Raw genomic sequence first — 13717 nt, 5'->3', positions numbered from 1 at the left:
CCGCTCGCACCCGTTGAAGGAATAGGAAAATGGCCACGATCACCACCACGGATGGCACTCGCATTTTCTACAAGGACTGGGGCACCAAGGACGCGCAGCCGATCGTTTTCTCGCATGGCTGGCCGCTTTCGGCCGATGCCTGGGACGCTCAGATGGTCTTCTTTGCCAGCAAGGGCTTTCGCGTCATCGCCCATGATCGGCGCAGCCACGGCCGCTCGGACCAGGTCTGGGACAACAACACCATGGATCAGTATGCCGACGATCTCGCCGAACTGATCGAAGCACTCGATCTGCGCGGAGCGATCTTGGTCGGCCATTCGACCGGCGGCGGCGAGGTGACCCGTTATGTCGGCCGGCACGGCACGGCGCGGATAGCCAAGGTCGCACTGATCGGCGCGGTCCCGCCGCTGATGCTCAAGACCGAGGCCAACCCCGGCGGGCTGCCGATCGATGTGTTCGACGGCATCCGCAAGGGCACCTATGATAACCGCTCGCAGTTCTTCAAGGATCTGGTGGTGCCGTTCTACGGCTATAACCGGCCGGGCAAGGTACTCTCGGACGGCATCCGCGACAGCTTCTGGCTGCAAGGCATGATGGGCGGCCTCAAGGGCCAACTCGACAGCATCCGTGCCTTCTCGGAAAGCGACTTCAACGCGGACCTCAGGAAGTTCGACAAGCCGACGCTCGTCCTCCACGGCGACGACGATCAGATCGTGCCGATCGACGCCTCGGCGCACTCGACCGTGAAGATCGTCAAGCATGCCGTCCTGAAAGTCTATGAAGGCGCCGATCACGGTCTGACACAGACCCATCAGGATCGCTTCAACGCCGACCTCCTCGACTTCATCAAGGGCTGATCGGAGCAGGCGGGGCGACACCCCGCCACCCTCCGTCCTATCCTCTCGGGAGACATGACATGACCAAGGGAACCATTCTCGTCACCGGCGCATCGAACGGCATCGGCGCCGTCTATGCCGACCGGCTTGCAAAGCGCGGCCACGACCTGATCCTGGTCGCCCGCAGCGGCGACAAGCTCCAGGCACTGGCCGAGCGTCTTCGCAAACAGGCAGGCGTCGCGGTCGAGGTGCTTGCCGCCGATCTCGGGGACTCCGCCGATCTCGCCAAAGTCGAGGCCCGGCTGCGCGACGACAGCGCAATCACCGGCCTCGTCAACAATGCTGGTATCGCCGGCGAGGGGACGATCGTCGGCGCCGACCCGGCTTATCTCAGCAGCATGATCAACCTGAATATCGTCGCGGTGACGCGGCTTGCCGCCGCCATTGCGCCGCGCCTCGCCGCTCGCGGCGAGGGCACGATCATCAACATGACCTCGGTCACTGCCCTGATGCCGGACGGTTTCACCGCCGTCTATCCGGCGACCAAGGCCTTCGTACTCGCCTTCTCCGAGGCGCTGCAGGCGGAACTCGGGTCGAAGGGCGTGCGCGTTCAGGCCGTGCTGCCCGGCATCACCCGCACAGCGATCTGGGAGGAGGAGCGGATTGCTCAGATCCCGTCAGAAATGGTGATGGACGTCCATGACATGGTCGATGCGGCCCTTGCCGGGTTTGATCTCGGGGAGACGATCACGATCCCATCATTGCCCGACCCGGCCGATCTCGAGGTCTTCCTCACTGCGCGCGCTTCGCTGCGCCCCAACCTGTCCCACCGCAAGCCCGCCGCGCGCTATACCGCGTGACGCTGCGCAGACAGGGATCGGCCGGCGAGCCATTAGTCGGCCGGAAAGCGAACGGTCCTAGCCTCTGGAAACATGCATAATCGGTACTTCTCGCGATGCTGGTCAGGCCGGCATCGCGGGGAGCTACTGCTTGCTGGAGGCAAGCACCTGCAGCGCCAGAACCAATGACCGCCTGTTCATGCGAAGGCCCTCCGTTGATGAGAGCCAAAATTCGCAGGGAATCACGGCGACGGCGTGAGCTGATGTCCTGGTGCGAGGTTTCTCGATATTCGCCGCACGTGCAGGCGGCAGACGCGGGGCTAAAGCGGAAGAACCGAAGGCACCGCGTCCTCAGATGGTTTGGGTTCCCAGAGGGACGCTCAGGTTCCACGGCGGTGCGTGATGCCCGTCATGCGGCCACCTGCCGCGAGGAAGGCCGGTGGGCCTTGAAAAGAGTGCGACCGATTGCCCGCGCCGTCTCCAGATGTTCAGCCGGAGCGTCCTGCCCGGAACCGAGCAGGAGCTCGGACGTCACGACAGGGGCGCCGCAATAATCGAAGATTCCGTGGTCGATCTGCGTCTTCATCGCCCCGAAATAGCCGTGTCGGGCATAGGTTCGCAGGCTGGCGCCACCGATGGCGACCAGATGGACCGGGAGATGGCCGAGCTTCTTTAGCATCGGTGTATCCGGGCCTTCGTCATAGGCCCATCCATTGGCGAAGACGCGATCGATCCAGCCCTTGAGAAGCGCCGGCATCGACCACCAATAAACGGGATAGACCAGGACAAGGGCATCGGCGCGATCGATCCGCACCTGTTCGGCGGCAATGTCGGCCGGCGGCAGCACCTCGCGACGGTGAACTGCGAGATCGGCCTCGGTAAAGCGTGGGTCGAAACCTTCGGCCGCGAGATCAGCTATTTCGAAGGAATTGCCCGGCCCGGACAGGGACACTCCCTCCCCGACATGCGCAGCGACGCCATGACTGAGCGACGCGCGATCAGGATGGGCGACGACAATGAGCGCGTGCATTTAAAGAACTCCGGCTGAGTGATTGCGGGGGGGACTTGAGTGATATATACTTTTAGTAAGTTACTTTTGGTATATAAACATGTCAAGTGCCGGACCGAACGATCACCCACCAGCTCTGCCGCCGCGTCGGCGACTGGCGAGGGAAGACCGCTATCGCCAGCTTCTGGATGTCGCGTGGCGACTGATCCGGGAGGAGGGAACCGAAGCGCTCACGCTGGGTCGGCTAGCCGAGCGGTCAGGGGTGACAAAACCCGTCGTCTACGACCATTTCGGCACACGCAGCGGGCTGCTGGCAGCGCTTTACCAGGAGTTCGACGCGCGCCAGACGGCACTCATGGATGCCGCGCTCGACGCCAGCGAGCCGACCCTGGCAGGCAGGGCAGCGGTCATCGCGTCATCCTATGTCGACTGCGTACTCCTCCAGGGCCGTGAGATCCCTGGCGTGATCGCGGCACTTGCCGGCGCGCCCGAGCTCGCAAAGCTCAAGCGTGATTACGAAGCGATCTTCATGGAGAAGTGCCGAGCCGCGCTCGCGCCCTTCGCCGGCTCCAGTACGATTGCTCCAGCGGGCCTCTGGGCGCTGCTCGGTTCAGCCGAGGCCCTGTCTTCTGCCGCCGCGGCGGGAGACATCACGGCCGCGCAGGCTCAGGACGAGCTCTTCGAGACGATCGTCGCAATCGTTGCCAGAAGCGCGCGCGGCGGTTCTCCGTCGGGCGCCGGAGGCATGTGAAACCACACGACGATCCCCCGCTGCGTCTCAGAAACTCAGCCTGAGCTGGAGCTGGCCGCCAAGGCGGTTTTTTGGAGGGAGATAGGCTGAGATTGCCGGCAATCGTCGATCTGACTGGCATCGTCGAGCGGCAGGCAGCCCCCCTTTGCGACGAGTACCGTCGCTCGATCAAGCTCGCAATGTACGCCGACACACGCCGCAAAGCGGATCGGGCGCGGCCAGCGTCCTTGCCTGACGCGGGCCGCGCCGCCTCGAGAGCGGCCCGTGCCCGGCACGCGGGCGGCATGAGGCCCCGCCCTACTCGGGCAGGTTCGCAAAGAGTGCGGCGTACTCACTCTCGAGCTTCGCCTGCCGGGACCAGAAACCACGCGGCGTCTGCCCCGCAAGCTGGTCCTCGAGCAGGCCGAGATGCATGTGCCAACCGCCGGAGACATTCGTCATCGCAGCCTTGTCGGCGAGCTTGCGATGGGTCAGCACCAGCAGCACCTTGCCATCCCTTGGACTGAGCTCGAAGGTCACCTCCGAGAGGGGATTGCCGTCCCCGTCCCAGGTGAAGGCAAGCGCATGTGGCGGCTCGCAGCGGGTGATCGTCCCGGTCGCGAGAAATCCTTTGTCATTCACCTCGCGATAGCGCTCGGGCGGCGGCTCATCGGTGATCTCCGAATGCTTGAACAGAAGCTTCGTCTCACCGCCGACGCGCAAGTCGAAATCACCAGAGGCCAGCCAGGTGCCGCGCTTGCCGGACTCCGCCAGGTAGGCCCAGACGCGTTCGACTGGCCCCGGCAGGAGCCGCTCGAACCGCACCGCGCCACTTTCAAGAACAGTGCCGTACTCACTCATCCGTCTCTCCCTCATGCATCCTTCTCTCCCTCATGACTGTCGGCTTGCGCCAGTTTCTGCCCCAATATGTCGAGGCGCGAGCCCCAGAAGCCGCGGACCTTTTTCACCCAGAGATCGAATGCATCGAGCCCGTCAGGATCGAGCCGGTAGATGCGACGCTGGCCGCTGACTTCGACCCTGACGAGACCAGCCTCCTTCAGCACCTTCAGATGTTGGGAGATCGCCGGTGCGCTGATGCTGAACCGCGCCGTGATCTCACCGGCGGCCAGGGCACCTTCACCGAGCATCTCGATGATGCGGCGGCGCGTCGGGTCAGCGAGAGCGATGAAGCGGTCCATGGATCATTGATTAGCCGATCGCTTAATTAAGTCAATGATTAAATAAAATTCCCCCTGCCCTGGGCGCACAACCCCTGCGCGCGGCACCGCTTGCCTCGCAGAGCGCGAAAGGCGACAGGAGACGCCCACGCGATAGGTATTCCTGCAGACCACCATGCCCACGAAAAGCGCCACCCTGACCGGCATCACCATGATGCTGCTCGGCATCCTGCTGTTCTCCGTGAATGACGTGCTGGGGAAATGGCTGGTCGCAACCTATACGGTCGGCCAGGTGGTGCTGCTGCGGAGCGTCGCAGCGCTGATCGTGATCGCCCCGTTCGTGGTGAAGCAGGGCATTGGTCGCACATTGCGCCCGGAGCGGCCGTGGCTGCAGGTGCTGCGCGTGACGCTTGGCTCCTGCGAAGTTGCGCTGTTCTACTGGGCGGTATCCTACCTGCCTTTGGCCGACACCATGACGCTCTGGCTCGCCGCTCCGGTCTGGGCGGTGATCCTGGCTGCGCTGCTGCTCGGAGAACGCGTCGATGCCGGGCGCTGGCTGGCCGTCGTCGTCGGCTTCATCGGCGTCGCCGTTGCGCTGAATCCGTCCGGCCAGAGCCTGACCCTTCCCGCCATCATCGCTCTTGTCGGCAGCGTCTCCTTCGCGGCCATGATGATCATGGCCCGCCAATTGCGCGGCACGCCGGATGTGACGCTCGTCGCCTGGCAAACGCTGGGCGCCTTTGTCATGGGGCTGATCCTGCTGCCCTTCGGCTGGACGACGCCGAGCCTCGCCCATATCGGCCTGCTCGGCCTGCTCGGCATCGTCGCCATGGCCGCGCATCTCTGCGTCACACGTTCGCTCAAGCTGGCGGAGGCCTCTGTCGTCGTGCCCTATCAGTATACGCTGATCGTCTGGGCCCTGATCTTCGGCTGGTTCATCTTTGGCGACTGGCCGTCGCTCTCGATGCTGATCGGCTCAGGCCTTATCGTTGTTGCCGGCCTCGCCCTGCTCGTACTTGAGCGGCGGGCGGGAAAGACCACCGAGATGCTCGACCCGCCCTGAGGCGCGACGCGCTCCCGCCGACGAGGCAGGTCCCGGAAATTCTCATGCATTCGCCTCGCCCTCCCCGCGCGGACGCGGCAGTCGACGCCCGTCGGTGGCCATGCCACACCAAGGGTTCATCTCAATGAGGCCGAGCCGCTAGACGAGACGAGGCCACCCCGTGAGGACGCCCATGGCCCTGATCACCTATCTCACCACGACCCGGTTCGGCTTCGGCGAGGTCGCCGGCATCGATGCCGATCTCACCGCGCTGGGTATGCGCAAGCCGCTGATCATTGCGGACAGGGGCGTCGTCGCTGTCGGTCTCGTCGGCACGCTTCGGGCGCATTCTCCAGCCTTGCAGGCCGCCCCGATCTTCGATGCCACGCCGACCAACCCGACAGAGGAGGCTGTGCTCGCAGCACTGGCGCTCTATCGCGAAGGCCGATGCGACGGGCTTGTCGCCATTGGCGGCGGCTCGCCAATCGATCTGGCCAAGGGCGTGGCGCTGCTCGCAGGTCATGATGGACCACTCGAAACCTATGCGGCGATCCTCGGCGGCATTCCGAAAGTGACCGCGGCCGTCGCGCCGGTGATCGCGATCCCCACCACCTCGGGCACCGGCAGCGAAGTCGGGCGCGCCGCGCTGATCACCCTGAAGGATGGACGCAAGCTCGGCTTCATCTCGCCACATCTGATTCCAAGGCTCGCGATCTGCGACCCCGAGCTCACGCTTGCCCTGCCTGCCTGGCTTACCGCCGCAACCGGCATGGATGCGATCACCCATTGCATCGAGACCTATCTCAGCCCGCGCGAGAACCCGCCCGCCGAGGCGATCGCACTCGACGGGCTGAAGCGCGCAGTCGCACATATCGAGCGTGCCGTGACGGATGGATCCGATCGCGAAGCCCGCAAGGAGATGATGATGGCGGCACTTCAGGGCGGCCTGACCTTCCAGAAGGGCCTCGGCGCAGTGCATGCGCTCTCCCACCCGCTTGGCGGCCTCAAGGACATTTCGCTTCACCACGGCACGCTGAACGCCGTATTGCTGCCGGCGGTGCTGCGCTTCAACGAGCCGGAATGCGGCCTGAAATACATGGAGATCCGCCGCGCGCTCGATCTCGCCCCCGACACTGACCTCGCCAACTGGATCGCCGACGTGAGCCAGCGCCTCGGCATGCCGGCCTCGCTCACGCAAATGGGCGTCCCGCGCAGCGTCGTCCCGGCCATCGCCGAAGCTGCGGTCAAGGATCACTCGACGGCAAGCAACCCGCGCGCGGCGGCTGCCACCGATTATGTCGCGATGCTGGAGGCCTCCTTCTGAGCAGCGGATCACCCGCCGCAGCCGGATCGAAAATGACACAGTCTCGGTCCGGCTGCCCTTCACTGGCGCCAATCACCTTGACCCTCCCCCGTCCGAACGTCATCGTGCGGCATCAGATTCACCCAGCCTGCACGAGGCTTGCCCCATGCGCCGCGCCCTGCTGAAGATCACCCTCGTTGCAGCGACTTGCCTTGCTGCGACCATCAGCGTCGAGGCCACGAGCCGTCGCTATGTCGACCCGGCAGATCGGGCGGAGGCACGGATCATTCCGATGTACGGCAACCTGCCAGCCTGTGAGGACCCCGCCGTCCTCAGCGAGATCACAAGCTGGTTCAACTCGCGTGAGGCCAAATTCTGGGGGCCGCTGCAGGCGGTCGCCTATGATCGCATCCGGCCCATCGGCTTCCGGCCTTGGGGCGACGATTTCATCCCGCGCCGCTTCTGCACTGGGCGGATCGCGTTGAATGACGGCTCTCTGCACCGCATCGACTATTCCGTCCGCGAGAACCTGGGCCTCTTCGGCTACACCTGGAACGTCAATTGGTGCGTCAATGGCCTCGATCGGGGCCTTTCCTACGCGCCCAATTGCCAGATGGCCCGGCCCGGCCCCGAAAGGTAGCATCGAGCCGTGAGACTCGTGCGCGCCTGGCTCTCGATGCTGGCGCTGTTAGGCCTTATGGCTCCGGGCGCACAAGCGCAGGGGCAATATGGCCGTGGCGGCGTTCCCGGTGATTTCGACTTCTACGTTCTCGCCCTGTCATGGTCGCCAGGCTTCTGCGAACTGGACGGCGGACGCGGGCGCGCCCGCGAGCAATGCGAGAGCGGCTCCAATCTCGGCTTCGTCGTGCATGGCCTCTGGCCGCAGAACGAGCGCGGCTACCCCACCGATTGCGGACCGACCGGCCGCACGCCTTCTCGCATCGCTCTCGACCAGGCCGACGGCCTGTTCCCGTCCGAGGGGCTTGCCCGCTACGAATGGCGCAAGCACGGCACCTGTTCGGGCTCGAGCCCGAACGACTATTTTTCGGATGTCCGGCGCGCCCGCCAGAAGGTGACGATCCCCCCGCCGCTGCAGAAGGCGGATCGCGATCAGAACTGGAGCGCGATCGACCTCGAGCGCGCCTTCGCCGCCGCGAATCCAGGCCTGCGCAGCGACATGATGTCGATCGCCTGCAAACGCGGCGTGCTGCAGGAGGTGAGGATCTGCTTCAGCAAGGACCTGCGCAATTTCCGCACCTGCCAGGAGGTCGACCGCTCCGGCTGCCGCACGCGCGACATCACCGTGAAGGCTCAACGCTGACAGAGCGCTGCGAGGCGGCTAAGACCGCTTCATGAATTACCATCACAGCTTCCACGCCGGAAATTTCGCCGACATCCTCAAGCATGTCGTGCTGATGCGCATCCTGACCCATCTCGGCGCCAAGGATACGCCCTATCGCGTCATCGACACTCATGCCGGTGCCGGCCGTTACGATCTCGGCTCGGAGGAAGCGCTGCGCACACATGAATGGAAGGACGGCGTCGCCCGGCTCGACCAGTCGCCGCTCGCCTCCAGCGTGGAGACGTTGCTGGCACCGTGGCGCGAAGCTGTCGCGACCGCCCGGGAACGCCATGGCACCGGCAGCTATCCCGGCTCGCCCTGGCTCTGTCGACACGCCATGCGGGCGGAGGATCGGCTTATCGCCGCCGAACTCCATCCAACCACTTACAAGAAGCTCACTGCCGCGCTCGGTCGCGATTCGCGTTGCAAGACGCTTGCGATCGATGGCTGGACGGCGCTGCGCGCCAATGTCCCGCCGAAGGAACGGCGCGGGCTTGTGCTGATCGACCCGCCCTTCGAGGAGAAGGACGAATTCACGACGATGGCGACCGAGTTCATCGCCGCGCACCGGAAATGGCCGACTGGCATCTATGCGCTCTGGTATCCGGTCAAGGAGCGCCGGGCCGCCGACGGCCTCGTGAATTCGATCGAGGATGCCGGCATCGGCCGCCTGCTCAGGCTCGAGATCGATGTCGATCGCCCCGAAGCTGCAGGCGGCCTCGGAGCCACCGGCCTGCTTGTGGTCAATCCGCCCTGGAAACTGGCAGAGGAGGCCCTCCTCCTGTTGCCGGCATTATGCGAACGCCTCGCGCAAGGCCCGCGGCCGCGCTACCTTTGCGAGCCGATCCGCCCGGACGGCTGAGATCTCCAGAACTGACCGGAATATGACCGATGCTGACCTTGCGCACCTCCCCCGCCTCTCCCTTCGGCCGCAAGGTCAAAATCGCGGCCTGTGAACTCGATCTCTTGGATCGCATCGAGATCGTTGCCGCGGACACGACCGATCCCAAGGACACGTTGCGCGCCCAGAACCCGCTCGGAAAGATTCCGGCGCTGGTGCTCGAGGACGGATCGACACTCTTCGATTCCCGCGTCATTGCCGAGTACCTCGATCATCTCGCCGGTGGCGGCCTGATCCCGCCAGGTGAAGCGCGCTTTGCGCAGTTGCGCCTGCAGGCGCTGGCGGACGGTATCTGCGATGCGGCGCTGCTTCAGGTCTATGAGGGCCGGTTCAGGACGCCCGAGATGCGGAATGCGGCCTGGGTTGAGAATCAGGCCGGCAAGGTCGCGCGGGCGCTCGCCACACTTGAGGCAGCGCCGCCAGCCTGGTCTGGCAAACCCCGCATCGGTGAAATCGCACTGGCCTGTGCGCTAGGCTATCTCGATCTGCGCTTCGACGGAACGTGGCGGGCGGCTCACCCCAAGCTGGTCGCCTGGCTCGACGATTTCGCGGCGAGGGTACCCTCCTTCGAAACCACCCGCTTCAAGGGCTGACCGGCTCCGAGCTTGTCTCGCACAACAAAAAACCCGGTGGCCGAAGCCACCGGGTTCATTCTGAGCCCCGCGAGGGGATCGGACTAGAACTTGTAGTTCAGGCCAGCGCGGACGACCGAGAACTTGGTCTCAACCTTCGAGGTGAAGGTGCCGCCGGGAACGTTGAACGACTCCTTGTCGAGGTCGACGTAGAGATACTCGAGCTTCGCCGTCAGGTTGTTGGTGAAGGCGTACTCAAGACCACCACCGACGGTCCAGCCGTACTGGGTGTTGTCGTTGCTGCCAGCGAACACGCCGTTGGAGATCTGGTTCTTCACGTTGCCGTAAGCGAAACCGCCGGTGAGGTACGGCAGGAACCGGTCGAAGGAGTAACCGACGCGGGCACGAACGGTGCCGAACCAGTTGATCTCGCTCGAGGCGCGGAGGTTGTTGACCGTGTTGAAGGAGGTCGACTTCAGATCAGCGCCCTGGAAATCGGCTTCAGCGCCGAGGACCCACTGGCCGATCTGATAGTTGTAGCCGATCTGCGCGCCACCGGTGAAACCATCGGGATCGCTGAAGTTGCCGAGGTTGTTGACGAAAGCGCCCGTGGTCGAGTCGATCTGACCCCAAGCATAACCGGCGTTGGCACCGACGTAGAAGCCGGTCCAGGTGAACACCGGCGGCAGATAGATCGGGGCGGCAACCGGACCCTTGCGGGACGGCAGGTCGGCAGCGGAGGCGGCGCCGGCAACGACGAGGCCGAGGGCCGCGACGCTCGTAAGCAGGTACTTCTTCATTTTTGACTCCTTTAGTCGTCGCTGGTGCCGGCGTGGCCCGGCGGTGATGTCGATGACGCCTTTATAGCCCGCAATGGCGTCGATGTCTGTTGCGGCTAAAGCACAGGTACATTGCAGACCGCGGCAAAAATGCGGCACGAATGGGGATGACTAAGACCAATTGTTCAACGCGCGTTAATTATTATTAAGCCACTGTGAATGGTAAACCGAATACTAACAACGTGTTGACCATATAGTGGAAGCAAGCAGGGAACGCGCGACTTATCCTAAGGTTCCAGACAAAATGCGGCCACAATCTGGCACTGCCCTTCGCTTGCTCGTTCTGAGCTTGCGTGCTTAAGCCTTGCAGCCCAATCACGGAATGGACCAGATCGGTGCCGCCGCTTTCTATATTCATAATTGCTCGGGATGAAGCCGACAGAATCGGTCGTACCATCGCGGCCGTGCGAGAGCTGAGCGATGACATCGTCGTGATCGATTCAGGGTCGACCGATGGTACGCAGACAATCGCCGAGCAATGCGGCGCCCGCGTGATCTTCAATGCCTGGCCGGGTTACGGTCAGCAAAAGCGCTTCGGGGAAGACCAGTGCCGCTATACTTGGCTTCTGAACCTGGACGCGGACGAAGTCGTGCCCAGGGAGATGGCCGTCGAGATTGCAGCGCTCTTTGCTCATGGCGATCCACCGGCGGATGCCTACCGGACCCGCATCGCCGAGATTTTCCCTGGCGAGCGCGCGCCGCATCGTTTCACCTATGCCTTGTCGCCGGTACGGCTCTACCGGAAGGATAAGGGACGCTACTCGCCGTCGCCGGTCCACGACCGCGTCGATCTCTCCCCGGATGCCCGCATCGGCAGGCTGAAGGGCACGGTGCATCATTACTCCGTGCGTTCGCTTGGCGAGCAGATGGCGAAATTGAATAACTACAGCGACGCTCAGGCCGACGATCTCGACAAGCGCGGCGAGACCCTTTCGGTATTCCGGCTGGTCGCCGAGTTCCCGGCCAATTTCGTCAAGGCCTATATCGGCCGGCGTCACGCCCTGCGCGGTGTCTATGGCTTCATGACAGCGATGAACTACGCATTCTACCGCTACTTGCGCGCAGCGAAACATTGGGAACGGCGCCTCAAGCGTCACTCCGATAGAGATGCACGCAATGGCTGAGGTCGCGCTCGTCACCGGTGGAGCCCGCCGGATTGGACGCGCCATCGTCGAGCACCTTGCGGATGCGGGCTACGCGGTTGCGATCCACTACCGCACATCGCAGGTCGAGGCCGAAGCGCTCGCAGCGGACGTGCGCGGTCGGGGCGGTCAGGCAATCGCCATCGCTGCCGACCTGGCCGATCCCGCGGCCGTCGACACCATCATTCCGGCGGCCGAAGCAGCACTTGGCCCGGTGACCCTGCTGGTCAACAGCGCCTCCAGTTTTCTGGTCGACGACATCCGCACGATCGACGTGCCGACCTGGAACCGGCAGTTCTCGACCAATCTGCGCGCGCCCTCGGTGCTCGCCGGCGCGATGGCCAACCATCTTCCGGCGGATCGCGAAGGCTGCATCGTCAACATCATCGACCAGCGGGTCTGGAAGCCGACGCCGCAATATTACTCCTATACCTTGACCAAGTCGGCGCTTCTCACGGCAACGACCACCATGGCGCAGGCGCTGGCGCCGCGGATTCGCGTGAACGCCGTCGGACCAGGGCCGACCTTTCCGAATCCGCAGGACGGCGAGGCCTTGCTCGCGCGCGAGGCCGCGGGATCGCTGCTGCAAAGGAAGGTCGACGCGGCAGATATCGCCGGGGCGGTGCTCTATCTCGCCCGCGCCCGATCGGTCACGGGGCAAATGATCGCCGTCGACAACGGCCAGCACCTGGCCTGGCGAACCCCTGATATCGTGACCTGACGCACCACCCACGTCATCTGCAAGACGATGAGCGGAAAGGCGGCCCCGCTCGTTGAACCGGCAAGCTGCCGACGCCGCGCGAGCTGCGCGACGTCGGCACTGTGAAACTCAGGCTGCGGCCTTGTTCTTGATCGCGCCGATGATGGCGGTCAGAATCGCGCCGCCGGCGCCGCCGGCGATCAGGTTCGACAGAATACCGCCTACGCTGAGATTACCGCCCGCCGCGGCCGCCGTGATGGCTGGCAACACGATGGGTACCAACTGGCCGAGAACGCCGCCGCCGACCAGACCGGCGATGGTGTTTCCGAGAGTTCCGAGATCGAAGCTGGACGAGGCTTTACCCGCAGCATTGCCACCCAGCGCGCCTGCGACGAGGTTGATCAGAAGCTGTTCCATGAGACCCCCAAAGCCATGATGCATGGCTTTGGGAGGATGACTCCGGCCGTTTCTCGAAGCAACTTGAGATTGAACCGGCCGAAAGCCGGCCTATTTCGGTCGCGTCAACGTGATCGCCGAGATCAATCGACCGTAGTCCGGCTCCTGCCGATGCGTCGTCCGGCGATAGCTGAAGAAGCGCCGCTCATCGCCATAGGTGCACAGATCGAGGTCGATAAAGCGGCCGATGCCGGCCTCCTGTGCCTTGAAAGCGATAAAGGCAGGCAGATCGAACATGGCGCGTGCAGGATGCTCTGAGGCATGGAAGAAGCGCGCATAGGTCGCATTCTCCGACTTGAAGCGCTCGATGAATTCCGGCCCAACCTCATAGGCCTTGGCGCTGATCGTTGGCCCAAGCACCGCCAGGATGCGTTCGCGACGCGCGCCCAGCTTCTCCATCGCGGTCACAGTCGCGCCGACAATCCCCGTGAATGCCCCCTTCCAGCCAGAATGGGCGGCGCCGATGACGCCCGCCTCGCTATCGGCGAAGAGGATGGGGCCACAATCAGCGGTGGAGACGCCAAGCGCCACGCCGTGGGCCGTGGTCACCATGGCATCGGCCCTCGGCTTCTCCCCAAGCCACGGGCCGGTGACGACCGCAGCATCTGCCGAATGGACCTGGTGCACGCTGACGAGATGCGTGGGCTCGACCTTGAGGTGAGCCGCCATGCGCGCCCGGTTCTCCGTGACCAGCGCCTTGTCGTCGTCCGAACCGAGGCCGCCATTGAGCGAGGCGTAGATGCCCGAGGATACACCGCCCTCGCGGGTGAAGAAGGCATGCGCAATGCCGTGTTCGGCGGAAAGATCAGGCGAAGTGATGAACATGGC

Annotated in this window: 17 protein-coding genes; 11 read left to right on the top strand and 6 right to left on the bottom strand. The window is 64.1% G+C overall.

Annotated features, from left to right (window positions below; genetic code table 11):
• Nucleotides 1-29 precede the first annotated feature (29 nt).
• Both BIWAKO_RS17030 and BIWAKO_RS17025 read left to right on the top strand, forming a co-directional pair.
• Complete coding sequence (locus tag BIWAKO_RS17030) at nucleotides 30-857, top strand: alpha/beta fold hydrolase (RefSeq protein ID WP_069879661.1); 828 nt, start codon at nucleotides 30-32, stop codon at nucleotides 855-857.
• Between the two features lie 59 nt (nucleotides 858-916).
• The gene (locus tag BIWAKO_RS17025; RefSeq protein ID WP_069879660.1) at nucleotides 917-1696 is read left to right on the top strand and encodes an SDR family NAD(P)-dependent oxidoreductase; all 780 of its coding nucleotides are present in this window, start codon (nucleotides 917-919) and stop codon (nucleotides 1694-1696) included.
• Between the two features lie 388 nt (nucleotides 1697-2084).
• Here the strand turns inward: BIWAKO_RS17025 and BIWAKO_RS17020 are convergent, their stop codons facing one another.
• Nucleotides 2085-2705 (bottom strand): NAD(P)H-dependent oxidoreductase, encoded by a 621-nt coding sequence (locus BIWAKO_RS17020; RefSeq protein ID WP_069879659.1) that lies wholly within the window; start codon nucleotides 2703-2705, stop codon nucleotides 2085-2087.
• A gap of 79 nt (nucleotides 2706-2784) precedes the next feature.
• Between BIWAKO_RS17020 and BIWAKO_RS17015 the strand changes: the two genes are divergently transcribed.
• Nucleotides 2785-3435 carry a TetR/AcrR family transcriptional regulator gene (locus BIWAKO_RS17015; protein ID WP_069879658.1) on the top strand — a complete coding sequence of 217 codons (651 nt, stop codon included), beginning with the start codon at nucleotides 2785-2787 and terminating at the stop codon, nucleotides 3433-3435.
• A gap of 297 nt (nucleotides 3436-3732) precedes the next feature.
• On the opposite strand, the gene BIWAKO_RS17010 is transcribed toward BIWAKO_RS17015, so the two are convergent.
• Nucleotides 3733-4275, bottom strand: coding sequence for an SRPBCC family protein (locus BIWAKO_RS17010; protein WP_069879657.1), 543 nt, complete (start codon nucleotides 4273-4275; stop codon nucleotides 3733-3735).
• A gap of 11 nt (nucleotides 4276-4286) precedes the next feature.
• The gene (locus tag BIWAKO_RS17005) at nucleotides 4287-4613 is read right to left on the bottom strand and encodes an ArsR/SmtB family transcription factor (RefSeq protein ID WP_069879656.1); all 327 of its coding nucleotides are present in this window, start codon (nucleotides 4611-4613) and stop codon (nucleotides 4287-4289) included.
• Nucleotides 4614-4767: 154 nt separating this feature from the next.
• Between BIWAKO_RS17005 and BIWAKO_RS17000 the strand changes: the two genes are divergently transcribed.
• From BIWAKO_RS17000 to BIWAKO_RS16975, 6 genes are all read left to right on the top strand, one after another.
• Nucleotides 4768-5655 (top strand): DMT family transporter, encoded by an 888-nt coding sequence (locus BIWAKO_RS17000; RefSeq protein ID WP_069879655.1) that lies wholly within the window; start codon nucleotides 4768-4770, stop codon nucleotides 5653-5655.
• Nucleotides 5656-5827: 172 nt separating this feature from the next.
• Complete coding sequence (locus BIWAKO_RS16995) at nucleotides 5828-6958, top strand: iron-containing alcohol dehydrogenase (RefSeq protein WP_069879654.1); 1131 nt, start codon at nucleotides 5828-5830, stop codon at nucleotides 6956-6958.
• Between the two features lie 145 nt (nucleotides 6959-7103).
• The gene (locus BIWAKO_RS16990; RefSeq protein WP_069879653.1) at nucleotides 7104-7577 is read left to right on the top strand and encodes a hypothetical protein; all 474 of its coding nucleotides are present in this window, start codon (nucleotides 7104-7106) and stop codon (nucleotides 7575-7577) included.
• 57 nt (nucleotides 7578-7634) lie between these two features.
• Entirely contained in the window at nucleotides 7635-8258 is a 624-nt protein-coding gene (locus BIWAKO_RS16985; protein ID WP_244523654.1) for a ribonuclease T2 family protein, read from the top strand.
• A gap of 31 nt (nucleotides 8259-8289) precedes the next feature.
• The gene (locus tag BIWAKO_RS16980) at nucleotides 8290-9141 is read left to right on the top strand and encodes a 23S rRNA (adenine(2030)-N(6))-methyltransferase RlmJ (RefSeq protein WP_069879651.1); all 852 of its coding nucleotides are present in this window, start codon (nucleotides 8290-8292) and stop codon (nucleotides 9139-9141) included.
• 29 nt (nucleotides 9142-9170) lie between these two features.
• On the top strand, nucleotides 9171-9773 hold the full coding sequence (locus tag BIWAKO_RS16975) for a glutathione S-transferase (RefSeq protein WP_176733342.1): 603 nt from the start codon (nucleotides 9171-9173) through the stop codon (nucleotides 9771-9773).
• Nucleotides 9774-9856: 83 nt separating this feature from the next.
• On the opposite strand, the gene BIWAKO_RS16970 is transcribed toward BIWAKO_RS16975, so the two are convergent.
• Nucleotides 9857-10552: an outer membrane protein gene (locus BIWAKO_RS16970; protein WP_069879650.1), complete on the bottom strand. Its 696-nt coding sequence runs from the start codon at nucleotides 10550-10552 to the stop codon at nucleotides 9857-9859.
• A gap of 332 nt (nucleotides 10553-10884) precedes the next feature.
• Between BIWAKO_RS16970 and BIWAKO_RS16965 the strand changes: the two genes are divergently transcribed.
• On the top strand, nucleotides 10885-11715 hold the full coding sequence (locus BIWAKO_RS16965) for a glycosyltransferase family 2 protein (RefSeq protein ID WP_244523468.1): 831 nt from the start codon (nucleotides 10885-10887) through the stop codon (nucleotides 11713-11715).
• Nucleotides 11708-12454: an SDR family oxidoreductase gene (locus BIWAKO_RS16960; protein WP_084651494.1), complete on the top strand. Its 747-nt coding sequence runs from the start codon at nucleotides 11708-11710 to the stop codon at nucleotides 12452-12454. Before BIWAKO_RS16965 ends, BIWAKO_RS16960 begins: the two co-directional genes overlap by 8 nt.
• A 108-nt stretch (nucleotides 12455-12562) precedes the next feature.
• On the opposite strand, the gene BIWAKO_RS16955 is transcribed toward BIWAKO_RS16960, so the two are convergent.
• Nucleotides 12563-12850: a hypothetical protein gene (locus BIWAKO_RS16955; protein WP_069879647.1), complete on the bottom strand. Its 288-nt coding sequence runs from the start codon at nucleotides 12848-12850 to the stop codon at nucleotides 12563-12565.
• A gap of 90 nt (nucleotides 12851-12940) precedes the next feature.
• A complete protein-coding gene (gene pgeF / locus BIWAKO_RS16950; protein WP_069879646.1) occupies nucleotides 12941-13714 on the bottom strand; it encodes a peptidoglycan editing factor PgeF in 774 nt (257 codons plus the stop codon).
• Nucleotides 13715-13717: the final 3 nt, after the last annotated feature.

Source organism: Bosea sp. BIWAKO-01, from assembly GCF_001748145.1.
Classification (GTDB): domain Bacteria; phylum Pseudomonadota; class Alphaproteobacteria; order Rhizobiales; family Beijerinckiaceae; genus Allobosea.
Note: the sequence above shows the minus strand (reverse complement) of the source record. Positions and strands in the feature narration are given on the sequence as shown.

Excerpts from the sequence above, each read along its gene's own strand:
- BIWAKO_RS17030 (WP_069879661.1), top strand. The coding sequence starts at position 30 with ATGGCCACGATCACCACCACGGATGGCACTCGCATTTTCTACAAGGAC.
- BIWAKO_RS17025 (WP_069879660.1), top strand. The coding sequence starts at position 917 with ATGACCAAGGGAACCATTCTCGTCACCGGCGCATCGAACGGCATCGGC.
- BIWAKO_RS17020 (WP_069879659.1), bottom strand. The coding sequence starts at position 2,705 with ATGCACGCGCTCATTGTCGTCGCCCATCCTGATCGCGCGTCGCTCAGT.
- BIWAKO_RS17015 (WP_069879658.1), top strand. The coding sequence starts at position 2,785 with ATGTCAAGTGCCGGACCGAACGATCACCCACCAGCTCTGCCGCCGCGT.
- BIWAKO_RS17010 (WP_069879657.1), bottom strand. The coding sequence starts at position 4,275 with ATGAGTGAGTACGGCACTGTTCTTGAAAGTGGCGCGGTGCGGTTCGAG.
- BIWAKO_RS17005 (WP_069879656.1), bottom strand. The coding sequence starts at position 4,613 with ATGGACCGCTTCATCGCTCTCGCTGACCCGACGCGCCGCCGCATCATC.
- BIWAKO_RS17000 (WP_069879655.1), top strand. The coding sequence starts at position 4,768 with ATGCCCACGAAAAGCGCCACCCTGACCGGCATCACCATGATGCTGCTC.
- BIWAKO_RS16995 (WP_069879654.1), top strand. The coding sequence starts at position 5,828 with ATGGCCCTGATCACCTATCTCACCACGACCCGGTTCGGCTTCGGCGAG.
- BIWAKO_RS16990 (WP_069879653.1), top strand. The coding sequence starts at position 7,104 with ATGCGCCGCGCCCTGCTGAAGATCACCCTCGTTGCAGCGACTTGCCTT.
- BIWAKO_RS16985 (WP_244523654.1), top strand. The coding sequence starts at position 7,635 with ATGGCTCCGGGCGCACAAGCGCAGGGGCAATATGGCCGTGGCGGCGTT.
- BIWAKO_RS16980 (WP_069879651.1), top strand. The coding sequence starts at position 8,290 with ATGAATTACCATCACAGCTTCCACGCCGGAAATTTCGCCGACATCCTC.
- BIWAKO_RS16975 (WP_176733342.1), top strand. The coding sequence starts at position 9,171 with ATGCTGACCTTGCGCACCTCCCCCGCCTCTCCCTTCGGCCGCAAGGTC.
- BIWAKO_RS16970 (WP_069879650.1), bottom strand. The coding sequence starts at position 10,552 with ATGAAGAAGTACCTGCTTACGAGCGTCGCGGCCCTCGGCCTCGTCGTT.
- BIWAKO_RS16960 (WP_084651494.1), top strand. The coding sequence starts at position 11,708 with ATGGCTGAGGTCGCGCTCGTCACCGGTGGAGCCCGCCGGATTGGACGC.
- BIWAKO_RS16955 (WP_069879647.1), bottom strand. The coding sequence starts at position 12,850 with ATGGAACAGCTTCTGATCAACCTCGTCGCAGGCGCGCTGGGTGGCAAT.
- pgeF (WP_069879646.1), bottom strand. The coding sequence starts at position 13,714 with ATGTTCATCACTTCGCCTGATCTTTCCGCCGAACACGGCATTGCGCAT.